We start from the raw sequence: 14,651 nt of genomic DNA, 5'->3' as shown, positions 1-14,651 counted from the left end.
CTTCTTGGCGTGTTCGATTAACGAGCCCATCAAGGCTCCTGAATCGTCCCGCAAAAAATATGCCTGTATTTACCCCGCCCCGGGTTGATGCAAATCAACCACTTAGCTTCGTCCTGCGCCGGACCGCTCGTGCAAAATGCAAGGAAACGGCGCTTTTTTCATGCAAAGTGCAACTGTTTCGTTCCTCTCGCATTGCAGCGTAGACGCGAACATCCGCCAGGCGTCGAACCATCCGTCGCCTGGTTCCAGAAAAGTTTGATTGCAGGCAAATAGGTCACGTCGCGCCTACCGCGGCACGCTCCGCCACATGGCGCAAACTGTCGAAATTGATGTTGGCGCCGGAGTCGATGGCCACCAGGGTCTGGCCTCGCGCGCCGGTACTGTCCACGTACTGCTTGATACCCGCCACCGCAAGGGCTCCAGACGGTTCGGTGATGGAGCGGGTGTCGTCGTAGATGTCCTTGATCGCTGCACACAACTGGTCATTGCTGACAGTGATCACCTCATCGACGCAGAAACGGCAGATGTCGAAGCCATGGGCGCCGATCTGCGCCACGGCCACACCGTCGGCGAACGTGCCCACGCTCGGCAAGACCACCCGCTCCCCCGCTGCCAGTGCCGCTTGCAGACAGGCCGAGTGCTGCGACTCGACGCCAATGATGCGTATTTCCGGGCGAAGGTATTTGACGTAGGCGGCGATGCCGGCGATCAGCCCGCCGCCGCCCACTGGCACAAAGATCGCGTCCAGCCTGCCTGGATGCTGGCGCAGGATTTCCATCGCGACAGTGCCCTGCCCTGCAATCACGTCCGGGTCGTCAAACGGCGAAACGAATTCCCGTCCCGTCTGCTGGGCCAGCTCCAACGCATGGGCCAGCGCAACCGGAAAACTCTCGCCGTGCAGCAAGGCATCGGCACCCCGGTTACGCACACCCAGAACTTTCAACTGCGGGCTGGTCAGTGGCATGACGATGCTCGCCGAGATGCCCAATTCCCGTGCCGCCAGCGCCACGCCTTGGGCGTGGTTACCAGCCGACGCAGTGATGACACCACGGGTACGCTGGTCTGCGGTCAACTGCACGAGTTTGTTGTAAGCACCACGGATCTTGAAGGAAAAGGTCGGTTGCAGGTCTTCGCGCTTGAGCAGGATCTGGTTGCCCAGGGTTTCGGACAGCGCCGGAGCCAATTGCAGAGGCGTGCGCACGGCCAGTTCGTATACCGGCGCCGCCAGAATCTTCTTGACGTAATGCTCCAGCAGGGTTTGCTCGGTGTGGGTAACGGTCATGGCGGTCTCCTGGTGTGGACGGAGCCCAGGAGACAGATAGAAAAAACCCGCCTCGAGGGCGGGTTGGGTGCAGTCGTCAGCTAGCCCGCCAGATAAGGAATGGCGGTAATAATGCTTGGCTGGCTACGCAATACGGTCAAAGTCATGGCTGGACGTTAGCGGTGGGCTGGCGGCAAGTCAATGGCGAACATTAAAAGCTTCCGACATCGGATTTGCTTCCAGGCCACGCGCACCATTTGTCGGCTTATTTGAGTCCGATTTTGTACAGTCCCCCATCGTCCTCGTCCGTCAGCACATACAGGTAACCGTCCGGACCCTGGCGGACGTCACGGATACGCTCGTCGAGTTCGCCGAGCAGACGCTCTTCGTGGACGACCTTGTCACCTTGCAATTGCAGGCGGATCAGCTCCTTGGAAACCAGCGCGCCGATGAACACGTTATGTTGCCAGGCCTTGAAACGATCGTTGTCATAAAAAGCCATGCCGCTGAGCCCCGGCGATACTTGCCAGACGTGGTGTGGCCCCACGGTGCCATCGGCCGTCTTGCCTTGGGCTTCGGGGATAGGCGCACCGGAATAATTGATGCCGTGGGTCGCCAGCGGCCAGCCGTAGTTCTTGCCGCGCTCGACAATGTTCAGCTCATCGCCGCCCTTGGGCCCGTGTTCGTTTTCCCACAGTGTGCCGTTCCAGGGATTGAGGGCTGCGCCCTGGGGATTGCGGATCCCGTAGGACCAGATCTGCGGCCGGACGTTTTTCTGGCCGACGAAGGGGTTGTCGTCCGGTACCTTGCCGTCAGGATAGATCCGCACGATTTTGCCTTGCAGCTTGTCCAGGTCCTGGGCCGTGGGCCGGTCGTTGTTTTCCCCCAGGGTAATGAACAAGTAGCCGTCCCGATCAAAAACCAGACGCGACCCGAAATGGTTGCCGGTGGACAGCTTGGGCTGCTGGCGGAAGATCACATCGAAGCGCTCGATGCGTTTCAGGTCTTCGGATAACTGCCCGCGGCCTACAGCGGTGCCAGCCTTGCCGTCTTCACCGGCCTCGGCGTAAGACAAGTAGACGGTGCGGTCCTGCTTGAAGTCCGGCGACAGCACCACGTCCAGCAGCCCGCCCTGGCCCTTGGCCCAGACCTTAGGCACGCCGCTCAATGGCGCGGATAATTTTCCGTCAGGCGCTACCAGGCGCAGATTGCCTGAGCGTTCGGTCACCAGGATGCCTTGCTGGCCTGGCAGGAAGGCGACGGACCAAGGGTGGGCCAAGCCCTTGGCCACGGTAGTCACCTCGAGAGTGCCCTCTTCGCTCTTCAACGTCTGGGTTGGCGCGGCAGAGGCCGGCGTGGCAAGGGACAGGACAGCGCTGGCGCACAGAGCGGCCAGGAGTGTTTTACGCAACATGCACATTTCCTTCTGTGAGGTGGAAAGAGACAACCCGCCTGCGGCACCTAGCGATTGCGGTCTTGAGTGTTGCCAGAGGGCGCAGGCGACCGGATCGTGGGCTGCGGCGAACCCGGCGGTTGGCCGGATCGGGGATAGCCGTTGCCAATTCCGCCGTTTTCCAGGGTCGGCGCACGCGGGGCAGGCACTGTCGGGTTTTGCCGGATCATCGGCACGTTGGGCTGGGTGCCCTGCATGCTGTTGGGATTGGCCCGCCGCGTCGGGCTGTTGTAGGGGTTGTTGTTGCCCGGCAGGTTCTGGGCCACGAGCATGGCGTCGTGGCCGGGCGTCGAGGCCTGGGCAGCACCAGCCAGTAGTAGCGTCATGATAACGAGCAGCAGCCTGTTCATTCGGGCACCTCCGGGATTCAGGCATATCGAAAGCACGCTACGCCGCAGGTTCGACGTTGTTAAGCAAAATGTCCGCGGGAAGATGTAACGAAGCGTCTCCGGACAACGCGGTAGACGGCATCCGACGGAAACTTTTCCTGAAGCGCGAAGGTCACCAGAGAGACAATCACCGGCAAGGAAAACACACACCATGGCACGGGCAATCTGGAAAGGCGCGATCAGTTTCGGACTGGTTCATATTCCTGTGGCGCTGGTGTCGGCCACCTCATCCCAGGGTGTCGATTTCGACTGGTTGGACAAGCGCAGCATGGACCCCGTGGGCTACAAGCGGGTCAACAAGGTCACCGGCAAGGAAATAACCAAGGACGATATCGTCAAGGGCGTCGAGTACCAGAAAGGCCAATACGTGCTGATCAGCGAAGAGGAAATTCGCTCGGCCCACCCCAAATCCACCCAGACCATCGATATCTTCGCGTTTGTCGACAGTGAGAAGATTCCCCTGCAAAACATCGACACGCCCTATTTCCTGGCCCCTGACAAGCGCGGCGGCAAGGTCTACGCGCTGCTGCGCGAAACCCTGATCAACACCAATAAAGTGGCCTTGTCCCACGTCGTGCTGCATACCCGCCAGCACCTGGCCGCCCTCATGCCCCTTGAAGACGCGCTGGTATTGGTGATGCTGCGCTGGCCCGCCGAAGTGCGCGGCCTGGATATCCTGGAGCTGGGCGATGAGGTCACGAACCCGACGCTGGTCAAGGGCGAACTGGAAATGGCCAAGCGCCTGGTGGAGGACATGAGCGCCGATTGGGAACCGGAGGAGTACCGGGACAGTTTCCAGGACAAGATCATGGCGCTGGTGGAGAAGAAGGCCAACGAAGGCCGGCTCGAAGCGGTGGAGAGCGACCCAGGCGAAGAACAGCGCAAGACCGCCGATGTCATCGACCTCACCGAGCTACTCAAGCGCAGCCTGGGCAGCAAGGGCAAGGCACCGGACAAAACCGCCGACAAGCCCAGCGCAAAATCTGCGAAAACCCGCAAATCCGCTCCTGCTAAGAAAGCCACCAAGGCCTCCCGGGGCTAAAACCCTGGCGTGCTATATACAAGGGAATCTGTCATGGCCAAGGCTAAGAGTGAATCTGCCCGTGTGTCCGACGCCGAGCCGGACAAAATCACAACCCGCGATCCTGGGCAACCGGATACGGCGTTCGTGCAAAGCCGACTCCCCGAACGCCTTGCTCCGCCACTGGCGACGCCGGTGGAAGAGCCGCCCAGCGGGGAATGGCGTTACGAAGTCCAATTCCACGGTTATCGGCTGCTGGCCCGAATCGAGGACGGTGAAGTCCGGTTATTCAACCGTCATTTCCAGGATTGGACTGATCGACTCCAACCGCAGGCCGACGCCCTCGCCGCGTTGAAGCTGGGGGACAGTTGGCTCGACGGCGAACTGGTCCTGCTCGACGACTCCGGCCATTCCAATTTCCCGGCCCTGCGCCAGGCCTTCGAAATCTGCCGAACCGTCGACATGGTGTACTTCTTGTTCGACGCCCCTTTCCTCAACGGGGCCGACCTGCGCCAGGCGCCAGTAGAGGAACGCCGCGCAGCGCTTAAAAAAACCCTCAAGGATAACGCCAGCAAACGCCTGCGATTTTCCGAGTCGTTTGCCGCCAGCCAGCACGACATCTTTGAGAGCGCCAATGCGCTTTCATTGGAAGGCGTGGTCGGCAAGCGCTTGGGCAGCCCCTACCTATCAGGGCGCAACGCTGATTGGGTCAAGCTCAAATGCCGGTTGCGCCAAGCCTTCGTCGTTGTTGGCTTCACCCGCCCCCAGGGCAAGCGCAACGGGTTCGGCGCGCTGCTGCTGGCAGTCAACGGACCGACCGGCCTGGCGTATGCCGGTCGCGTTGGCACGGGCTTTAGCCAGGTACAGATCAAACACCTTCACGAGCAGTTGTGCACACAGCAGCGCGATACCTCGCCACTGGCGGCGCCGCTCAATGGCGCCCAAGGCCGCGGCGTGCAATGGGTCGAGCCGAGCCTGACCTGTGAGGTCGAGTTCAGCGAATGGACCCGCGAAGGCCTGGTGCGCCAGGCCATTTTCGTGGGCCTGCCGACCGGCAAGGCGGCCGACAAAGTGATTCGCGAGCAGCCCATGCCGATCAAGGCCGCCGCGCCAACGCCCAAGCGTCGCAACAAAGCCAACGCGGCCAAAGTCGACGGCGTGATGATCACCCACCCTGAGCGGGTGATCGACGGCGTCAGCGGTGTGCAAAAGGCCGAACTGGCCCAGTATTACCTGGACATTGCCCCTTGGATCCTGCCGCACCTCAAGCTGCGGCCAGTCGCGCTGCTGCGGGCGCCGGAGGGTGTTGGCGAAGAACAATTCTTTCAAAAACACGCTGATCGGCTGGAGATTCCCCATATCAAGCAACTGGATCCCCAACTGGACCCGGGCCATGCCGCCCTGATGGAAATCGATGACGTCCACGCGCTGGTCAGCGCGGCGCAGATGGGCACGGTGGAACTGCATACCTGGACGGCGACCCATGACCGGATCGAAACGCCTGACCTGTTTGTCCTGGACCTGGACCCCGACCCATCGCTGCCCTGGAGAGCCATGATCGAAGCGACCCGCATGACCTTGTCGGTGCTCGACGAGCTGGGCTTGCAGGCGTTCCTGAAGACCAGCGGAGGCAAAGGCATGCACGTCATCGTGCCGTTGGCGCGAAGCGAAGGTTGGGAAGCCACCAAGGCATTTGCCAAGGCGATTTCCCAGTTCCTGACCCGGCAAGCGCCGCAACGGATCACCGCGACCATGGGGCCGAAGAATCGCGTCGGGAAGATATTCGTCGATTACCTGCGCAACTCACGAGGTGCCAGTACGGTCGCTGCCTATTCGGTACGGGCCCGCCCCGGCCTGCCGGTCTCGGTGCCGATTGCCCGGGCCGAACTGGACGACCTGCGCAACGCCCAGCAATGGGACATTCATACTGCGCTGGAACGGGCCAAGGGCCTCGGCGCCGATCCTTGGGAAGGCTACAGCCATCGCCAGCGGATCACTGCCAGGATGTGGGAGCAGCTGGAGGCACGCAAACCCGACGAGTGAACAAATGGGGCTTCAGATCCAGACGAATACCGCGAGCAGTCCGCCGAAGAACGCCCACTTCTGCAGGTAATACAGCTTGCGATTGCGTTTCTTCAGCGCTTTGCCTTGCAAGCGGATCGTGTAGAGCCTGGAAAACGCCCGGTTCAGCCCGCCGGTCTTGTCCCCGGCGTCGTTGGGCGCACCGGCGGCGGCCATCACGGTGCGGCTGAACCAGCGGTTGAACGCGGTGGCCCAGCGAAATCTCATCGGCCGCTCGACATCGCAGAACAAGATGATGCGGTTATGGGCCGTGGTGTTCTCGGCGTAGTGTATGAACGTTTCGTCGAACATCACCGCCTCGCCATTACGCCAGTGATAAGGCTCGCCATCGACATTGATGTAGCAACCTGCATCGTTGGGCGTTTCCAGCCCCAGGTGATAGCGATAGGACCCTGCGTACGGGTCACGGTGGCGGACCAGCTTCGAACCCGGTGGAAGCTCAGCGAACATCGCGGCCTTTATCGAGCCAATGCTCTGGACCAGTTCGGTGGTGCGCGGGCACAGCTTCATGGCCGAAGGATGGCTGTCGCCGTACCACTTCAGGTAGAAGCGCTTCCAACCGGTCTTGAAGAACGAGTTGAAGCCAAGGTCATCGTATTGATTGGAGCGCTTGATCTCACCGGCCTGCAATAAGCGCTGGCCTTCGGCGCGAATCTCTTGCCAGTGAGTTTGCAAAGGACTCAGGTCGGGAAAGTCCGCTGGGCTGAGGTACGGCTTGTTAGGTAATTTCGAACACAGGTAGAGCAGGCAATTGATCGGCGCGAGAAACGACGAGTGGTCGCTCAGCTGGCGTCCCAACGTGTGCCGCACATGCCCCCGCAGGTGCACGTAGCCGATGGAGAGAATGTAGATCGCGACGATGATCAGCTTCACGGAATCAGTCACACAACAAGGGATCAGGTAACCTTTCCGGCCGGCCGGCCGAGCGGCAAGGCGAAGGCATTAAGTGAGATGGCAATTTAGCCATATTTTGTAACAGATGGTTATCCTTCAATTGTGAAAAACTGTCTTGCCCGGGCAACACCCTATCGTTAATGCGGCCAGATCAGTACAATCGCCGCCAAACTTCACGCGCCCCCCTTGCCCGACAACGCGAACCCGGTTTCTACGCCGGCTTCGACGCACATCGACACGGGCAAGGCGTTCCGTATGCTGCTGTCCTCTTATGCCGGATGGACCCTTGCGCTTCGACCGCAACGCCTTTGCGCGGTCGGGACCTGCGCAAACAGGTACTGAACAGGTACTGCCGCACCCTTAGCTACTCTGAATGTTCCGCAGGATAAACCTTTGATCTCTACAGCTAACATCACGATGCAGTTCGGCGCCAAGCCGCTGTTCGAAAACGTCTCTGTCAAATTCGGCGCGGGTAACCGCTACGGCCTGATCGGTGCCAACGGTTGCGGCAAGTCGACCTTCATGAAAATCCTTGGCGGCGACCTGGAGCCATCGGGTGGCCAGGTGATGCTCGAGCCAAACGTGCGCCTGGGTAAACTGCGCCAGGATCAGTTCGCCTACGAAGAATTCACCGTGATCGACACCGTGATCATGGGCCATGAAGAGCTGTGGAAGGTCAAGGCCGAGCGCGATCGCATCTATTCGCTGCCGGAAATGACCGAAGAAGACGGCATGGCCGTGGCCGAGCTGGAAACCGAATTCGCCGAGATGGACGGCTACACTGCCGAGTCTCGTGCCGGTGAGCTGCTGTTGGGCCTGGGGATCGGCATCGAACAGCATTTCGGCCCGATGAGCGAAGTGTCGCCCGGCTGGAAACTGCGTGTACTGCTGGCACAGGCACTGTTCTCCGATCCTGAAGTGCTGCTGCTCGACGAACCGACCAACCACCTGGACATCAACACCATCCGCTGGCTGGAAAACGTGCTGACCCAGCGTTCGAGCCTGATGATCATCATCTCTCACGACCGCCACTTCCTGAACAGCGTCTGCACCCACATGGCCGACCTGGACTACGGCGAGCTGCGCCTGTTCCCGGGTAACTACGACGAGTACATGACCGTGGCGACCCAGTCCCGCGAGCAACTGCTGTCGGACAACGCCAAGAAGAAAGCGCAGATCTCGGAACTGCAATCGTTTGTCAGCCGTTTCTCGGCCAACGCCTCGAAAGCCAAGCAAGCCACCTCCCGTGCCAAGCAGATCGACAAGATCCAGCTGGCCGAGGTCAAGCCATCGAGCCGTGTCAGCCCGTTCATTCGTTTCGAGCAGACCAAGAAACTGCATCGCCAGGCGGTCATCGTCGAGCGCATGGCCAAGGGTTTTGACGGCAAGCCGTTGTTCAAGGACTTCAGCTTCACCGTCGAAGCCGGCGAGCGCGTGGCGATCATCGGCCCGAACGGCATCGGCAAGACCACTTTGCTGCGCACCCTGGTCAATGAACTGGAACCCGATGCCGGTACCGTGAAATGGACCGACGCCGCGGAACTGGGCTACTACGCCCAGGACCACGCCCATGACTTCGAAGACGACGTCAACCTGTTCGACTGGATGGGGCAATGGACACAAGGCGGCGAGCAGTTGGTACGTGGCACCCTCGGCCGCATGTTGTTCTCCAACGACGAGATCCTCAAGTCGGTCAAGGTCATTTCCGGTGGTGAGCAAGGCCGCATGCTGTTCGGCAAGCTGATCCTGCAAAAACCGAACGTGCTGGTGATGGACGAACCGACCAACCACTTGGACATGGAATCCATCGAAGCGCTGAACCTGGCGCTGGAAAACTACCCAGGCACGCTGATCTTCGTCAGCCACGACCGCGAGTTCGTCTCGTCCCTGGCGACCCGCATCATCGAGCTGAGCGCGGACGGCGTGGTCGACTTCAGCGGCACCTACGACGACTACCTGCGCAGCCAGGGTGTGGTGTTCTAAGGGCAGCTGCGAGTTACAAGCTTCAAGCGGCAAGTAAAAAGCCCTGTCCACTGTGACAGGGCTTTTTGTATTTCAAGGCGCCTATCCCGTGATACCGTTCATGCAAGAAGAATGAGGAAATCCGACAAACACGTGCGCCATGAACACGCTGGGCTTTAACAGCACAGTGAAGGAATGGCGTTGCGCGGGTTAGGCTTATGGAGCTGTGCTTCTAATACCATTCATTCTTATTGTCGCCCCTCTCAGTAGCTCGTTCAAATCCACCTCAGTATACTTAGGTGGCATGCCTGATTTTCCTGTCGCGGTAGAATAACTCGGCGGATTAGAAGGAGGGGGAGCAGTAGCAGCGTATGGACCGCTAGGCCCTTCCGACGCTGAGGATGCAGAAAGCCGGGGAGCAGTAGCAGCGTATGGATCGCCAGCCCTTCCCGACGCTGAGGATACAGAAAGCCGGGGAGCAGTAGCACCAGCGAATGGATCGTTAGTCGGTCTCGACCCATAGCCTGTAGGGCGAGAAGAAGTTCCAGCGCGAGACTGTGGATGCGCAACGGGCCTTCTATTCGTTGCTGGGGTCATCCTAAACGCCGACGCGCCTAAACCAATCGACGCCGCCGCCGTTACCGAAGCAATGGCGATAAACACAATGCGAGCCGTGTTGTCGTCGGTGAGAGCCGCACCAACACTTGTGGAGGCAGCTATAACGCCTAAAAGCAAGGCGCCCAACGCCGCGTTAACAACGAAGTGCCCCGTAGGGTCTACCTCATCGAGCGGCCTCTGGCTGTATGCATACCCATTGAGCCCCCCCTTGCCGAATGGACTCCAGCTGTCCGGGCTATTGAATCGCATGAGCACCGGGCTATACACCCGGTAACCCTTTCCCAGCATATATCCTCCGGTCTGAGCCTCCCTCAGTTCACCATTGAAACCCAGTTCGGTATTGATAGGTTGTTCGGCGCTACGATAGCCATAAGGGCTGTAAGCAAGAGAATGGGTTGAGTCGGAGCTGACTTCATTCATTACACTGTTGGTGAAATTACCGGCCAGTAACAGCGTGTTGTCGCCCTGACGCTCTGCCAATAAATGGTCATCGCCGCGCATGAAGGTACTGCTCCGCTCCCCGTCCACAAGGTTGGCGATGTGATCGTCCTTGTAAAAATGTTGCTGGGAACCGCCACCGTCATCGTTATTGGATAACCGGTCCAGCGGATCATACTGGAAGTTACCCGCTTTACCCGATCCGGACTCACTCACACTGAGCAGCCGATTAAGCGCGTCATATTCCAGGACTCGGCCTTGCTCGTCTTGAACCAGGTTACCGTTGGCATCATAGGAAAGCACCAGCTCGTCTGGATGCCCCGCATCCCCTGAATTGGTGACTCGACTCAGCTGGGCAGGGTCTTGCGGGTTTTCATAATGATATTCGGCCATGTTGTTTTTTCCATCGACCGTCTCTGTGATAACGATGATCAGATTATCCATCGCATCGAAGATAAAGGTTTGCCCCGAGAGCCTGTTGCCATACGGATCAATTGGCGGTTGGCTGCCCGCACAGGTATACGTCTCCAGGCGTCCACGAAGATCATAGGCATAGGTTTCGTCACGCAGCGTCTGGGGGCCTTCGGTCAAGGTGCGTCGCACGAGACAGTCAAACTCGTCATATACCTGATCCAATACCTGGATAACACCATCAAGGTCGAACGTACGCTTTATTTCACGATGAAACTCATCGTATTCAAGGCTGATACCCAGGGTTCTCGCCGGTGCGCCGTCGACGATGTCCTGCGTGGTGATGGTAGCGACACGCCCCAAGGCGTCGTAAGTGAAGGCCGACGAAGTCGTCCCCAAGGATGTACGCTCCAATCGACCTTTAGGGTCATATTCATACTGCTGTATTTGATCGAGCACATCGGTATAGCTGAGCAAACGACTGCGAAAACTATACTCGTAGGCCATCGCGAAAGTTTGCCCATCCGCTTCAACGGTTTCGCTCTTGGTCTCGCCAAAACTGAAATAAGTACGTGCCAGTGTCCGCCCGCCCACGCTGGCCTTCGTCAATCGCGCGTTGGCCGGGTCATACTCGTAGTTACAGATATCCCCACCTGAAAGTTGGCGACGCAGAGGTTCATCACTCAACTGTGGCATGTACTGGTATTCGACCGTTTGACCACTGGCGGGGGTCACGGTCTTAGGTCGGGTCTGCTGCGGATCGTATTCGTAGCGTTGCAAACGCCCTCCGGTGACCGACTCGGTCATGCGGCCCAGCCCGTCGAACGTTTGCGTTCCCAGTTCCTGTCCATCCACGCTGATGCGTGTAGGCCAATCTTCAGCGCTGTGCTCGGCATATTCGCGCACAATCCTGGCACCTTGAGGCAAGATGGTTTGCGTCATACGGTCGAAAGCATCATAGCTGTACTCGGTAACGCGCAACGGAGTCCTGAGGCCCAACTCTTCCTTCACCGACCGTCCCAACCCGTCATAACTATACTTTTGCCGACTGATTACGCTTTCATTCAAGGCCAGACGCTCTGTCTGGACAGGCTTTTCAAACAGGTTGAGACGCGTTTCAGTGATCCCGCTAAAATGGACCTCCGTCAAATCCTGCTCCCAGCTTCGTTCAATCGGGCCTGACCAGTTTCGATCGCCAATGGGGTTGACTTGCTTATAGCGCTCCACGCCGTCCGAGCCGATCTCGCAGAAGGGCTGATTCCAGTCGTCGAACAGAAACCGTGTCTTGAAGGGTTTCTCCTGCGCTCCCCACCAATCGTATTCGGTCTGTTCGATCAGGTTCCCGAAAACATCGTACTGGGCGGCGTAGGTTTGGCGCATTGTCGGTTGGCTGCTGTCGGCATCGTTGCGCTCTTCGTAAACCGCCCTGTTAAGCCCATCGAATGCCGTCACGGTCTTCACGCCCTTGACATCGAACAACCATTGCTCGGCCCGTTGCCCAATGCTGGCGGAGAGATAATATTCATAATTGCGCGTTGCCTTGTAGCGTGGGTCGTTCGGCGCCACGGTTTCACTGGTGACCCGATTCAGCACATCGTAAGTGCGGCGTATCTCTACGTCATTGTCGTCGCGCTCAAGCAGCGACTCGCCGTTGAGTAGCGAGCTTTCCAATGTAATGATTTTGTGCACCTGATCGAAGTCTGTCGTCAGTGTTTCCACTGTTTGCAGAACCGTCTCGTCGGCCAGGGTGCCCATCGTCACCCCATACGTGTAGGCGGTTATCGTTGCTTTTTCATTCAAAGCAACCGACTGGCGCTTCAGGCGTCCATGCACCTCATGCGCCCGCGCGTCGTCCTTGTCGTGGTAGTACTCATAGGCCGTGCTACGTAATTCCATGACGGCGCCGGGAGCCGTTCGCGTGAGCGTTTCACGTTGGAGCGCCAGCCACGACGAACGTCCGCTGCCGTCCAGCGATGGATACAGCACATAGCGATAATCGGTCCGCAGGGTCGGCGCACCGGCCACATAGCCAGGAGCGGGCGTCTGGGTTTGACTTTTGAGATTGCGCACGAAGCCATCGGGGTCTTTCGGGCAGCCATCTTCTCCGTCCTTATCGTAGTAAAAACTGGTTTCGACAATACCTGTGGGATGGGTCTGGACCAACAGATTGCCGTAGCTGTCATAGGTGCTGCTAGACTTTTCGCTACGTAATTGGCTACCCAACCGCCAGCGGTTGGTGACTTCGTGAGGGAGTTGAAACCAGGCTGGCTGGCTATCGAACCCGCCGGGGATCTGACCATACACAGTCTCGACTTCCTGCTGTGCCGTGTTGCGCGTCGTGGTCTCCAGGGTGAGCAAGTGAAACTGGTTGAAGGTACGTTTGATACGCTGGACCTCCACCCCTCCATCCATCAGATGCTCGGTGCAACCGTAGGCGTAATGGCTGCCAGTGAACTGATAGAGGTTATCCAACCCTTCATCGTTCCAACTCAGCGCCAGATTGCGACCCAGGAAATTATTGGTCTCCAGGTAGGTCGAACCGTCGGTGAAACTGTAATGCGTTTCTACCATGGGCTGTCCGCTGCCAGGGAACACCCGGTGTTCTTTCACCCGGGGTATGGGCTGACGACCACTGCCGGTGGGAAACTCATGGCCCTGCGCGTCATAGACCACTTCTTCCCGCCCGCCCAGTGGCGTCTCCACCGACACGATGCAGGTGTATTCGCCCACTGGCCTGTAATTCAGACGCCAGGCAACGTTCCGACCCGCTTCGCTCGGCAAAGTAATGACGTTGACGTACTTCTCGGTGCCGGAATCCAGCGTCATCGAATAGCGCGCCAACGGCGTGCCATTGGCGCCGGCAGTGGGGTGCAGGTCCAGGATGACGCTGCCCTCCTGACGGTCTACCTTGAGCAAATCGCCGCGCTCATCACTGATGCTCGCAAGCCGGAAATCATGGGCACCGAAGGGCAAGTGCCCCAGCGTCACCGCATGACCTTCCGGCGCGATCATCCGGACAGGCAAGGCAACCGCATCGTCTCCCCGGCCATGGACCCTGAGTTCTTCGACCAGACCGGACTTATGCACCAGCCGGTAGAGTTGATCGTCGTCTTTATCACGGTAAAAACGGAAGGTGTTGAGCTTTTTCTCCTTCATCAGAAGCTCGACCAGAACCCCTTCCTCCCGTTGCGCCGTAACCTTGTAACGCTCGCCGCTGTTCAAGGTCAGGATTTGCCGCTGAACCCGATATTGCGATTGCTGCAAGTTCCAGCCGGTGCCGTAACCGCTGTCATGACGGTTCATGGGATTGAAGCCCATGGCCAGGGACAGCAACGGACCGTTCAAGAAGTTGGGTTTGAATTCAGGGAAGTTGATGGAAAAAGTGTATTGATTGGTTCGGGGATCAACCCCGCCCGCTACGTAACTCATGAAATTGAAAGCGTTGGAATGTACCGCTGTGGAGTCGGTCATGATTGTCACCTCTGGAAAGAAAAAACTCAGAAAACCATGCGCCAATATTGAGAAACCTTGAACTTCACGACAGCTTGCTTTTAGATTTCACCGCCAAAAGTGAGCGCTAGGCAAGCATGATTAAGTTGCAGGCGTACCGGGCCATATATAAAGACAGGACAGCTTACCTTCGACAGGTTTATTATTTTTGTTTTTCCCCTCTACAAACATCAATCCCGGCTTGAGAAGTTGCCCTGGTATCGCCGATGCCACTGTACCCGGAAGTGAAATCAAGGATGTATTAGTGGGTTGAATATAGGTCTTCACCATATAGTACCAATCGCCGGTATAGCCCGCCCCTGTAACTCGACAGTCCCTTTCCGAACCGAAGGCAATCCTCACGGCAGACTCCACATTGTCGAGGGTAAAAAAGCTGTACACATCATTACTGCAACCATGATAGGCCAGATCATAGTCTTTATATGATGCGGGTATAGCCAGAACGCATGTTTTACCTGGATCCTCTATACTCCCTTTTTGATATAGCTTAATACTTCCCTGAGCCAAAACAACAGTCATCGCCTGAACGGCGACAATCAGCAAGCCGGCGCCTATTTTCGTAAAAATGTTCATTGTCAGTCACCTGCAAAGGTTCGACCAATCATGGACGAA

8 protein-coding genes and 1 pseudogene are annotated in these 14,651 nt (G+C 58.2%); 3 read left to right on the top strand and 6 right to left on the bottom strand.

Annotated elements, in window-relative coordinates:
• Nucleotides 1–283: 283 nt before the first annotated feature.
• The 3 genes and pseudogenes from ilvA to PFLQ2_RS15295 all read right to left on the bottom strand — a co-directional run.
• Nucleotides 284–1,255 (bottom strand): annotated as a pseudogene (ilvA, locus tag PFLQ2_RS15285) (threonine ammonia-lyase, biosynthetic); the annotation flags it as partial.
• Nucleotides 1,256–1,526: 271 nt separating this feature from the next.
• On the bottom strand, nucleotides 1,527–2,675 hold the full coding sequence (locus PFLQ2_RS15290) for a PQQ-dependent sugar dehydrogenase (protein ID WP_003181290.1): 1,149 nt from the start codon (nucleotides 2,673–2,675) through the stop codon (nucleotides 1,527–1,529).
• Between the two features lie 47 nt (nucleotides 2,676–2,722).
• Nucleotides 2,723–3,064: a hypothetical protein gene (locus PFLQ2_RS15295; protein WP_003181288.1), complete on the bottom strand. Its 342-nt coding sequence runs from the start codon at nucleotides 3,062–3,064 to the stop codon at nucleotides 2,723–2,725.
• A gap of 190 nt (nucleotides 3,065–3,254) precedes the next feature.
• Here PFLQ2_RS15295 and PFLQ2_RS15300 point away from each other — a divergent pair, with 190 nt between their 5' ends.
• Together PFLQ2_RS15300 and ligD are read left to right on the top strand one after the other, a co-directional pair.
• Nucleotides 3,255–4,145 carry a Ku protein gene (locus PFLQ2_RS15300; RefSeq protein ID WP_003181286.1) on the top strand — a complete coding sequence of 297 codons (891 nt, stop codon included), beginning with the start codon at nucleotides 3,255–3,257 and terminating at the stop codon, nucleotides 4,143–4,145.
• A 33-nt stretch (nucleotides 4,146–4,178) separates the two neighbouring features.
• A complete protein-coding gene (ligD, locus tag PFLQ2_RS15305; protein WP_003181283.1) occupies nucleotides 4,179–6,167 on the top strand; it encodes a DNA ligase D in 1,989 nt (662 codons plus the stop codon).
• Nucleotides 6,168–6,179: 12 nt separating this feature from the next.
• On the opposite strand, the gene lpxO is transcribed toward ligD, so the two are convergent.
• Nucleotides 6,180–7,079 (bottom strand): lipid A hydroxylase LpxO, encoded by a 900-nt coding sequence (gene lpxO, locus PFLQ2_RS15310; RefSeq protein WP_003181281.1) that lies wholly within the window; start codon nucleotides 7,077–7,079, stop codon nucleotides 6,180–6,182.
• A gap of 414 nt (nucleotides 7,080–7,493) precedes the next feature.
• Between lpxO and PFLQ2_RS15315 the strand changes: the two genes are divergently transcribed.
• A complete protein-coding gene (locus PFLQ2_RS15315; protein WP_003181279.1) occupies nucleotides 7,494–9,083 on the top strand; it encodes an ABC-F family ATPase in 1,590 nt (529 codons plus the stop codon).
• 195 nt (nucleotides 9,084–9,278) lie between these two features.
• Here PFLQ2_RS15315 and PFLQ2_RS15320 read toward each other — a convergent pair whose 3' ends face one another.
• Together PFLQ2_RS15320 and PFLQ2_RS28340 are read right to left on the bottom strand one after the other, a co-directional pair.
• Nucleotides 9,279–14,000 (bottom strand): RHS repeat domain-containing protein, encoded by a 4,722-nt coding sequence (locus PFLQ2_RS15320; protein WP_003181277.1) that lies wholly within the window; start codon nucleotides 13,998–14,000, stop codon nucleotides 9,279–9,281.
• Between the two features lie 120 nt (nucleotides 14,001–14,120).
• Nucleotides 14,121–14,612, bottom strand: a complete 492-nt coding sequence (locus PFLQ2_RS28340; protein ID WP_050551570.1) for a hypothetical protein — start codon at nucleotides 14,610–14,612, stop codon at nucleotides 14,121–14,123.
• Nucleotides 14,613–14,651 lie beyond the last annotated feature (39 nt).

Source organism: Pseudomonas fluorescens Q2-87, from assembly GCF_000281895.1.
GTDB lineage: Bacteria > Pseudomonadota > Gammaproteobacteria > Pseudomonadales > Pseudomonadaceae > Aquipseudomonas > Aquipseudomonas fluorescens_S.
This window is presented reverse-complemented; position numbering and strand designations above follow the sequence as displayed.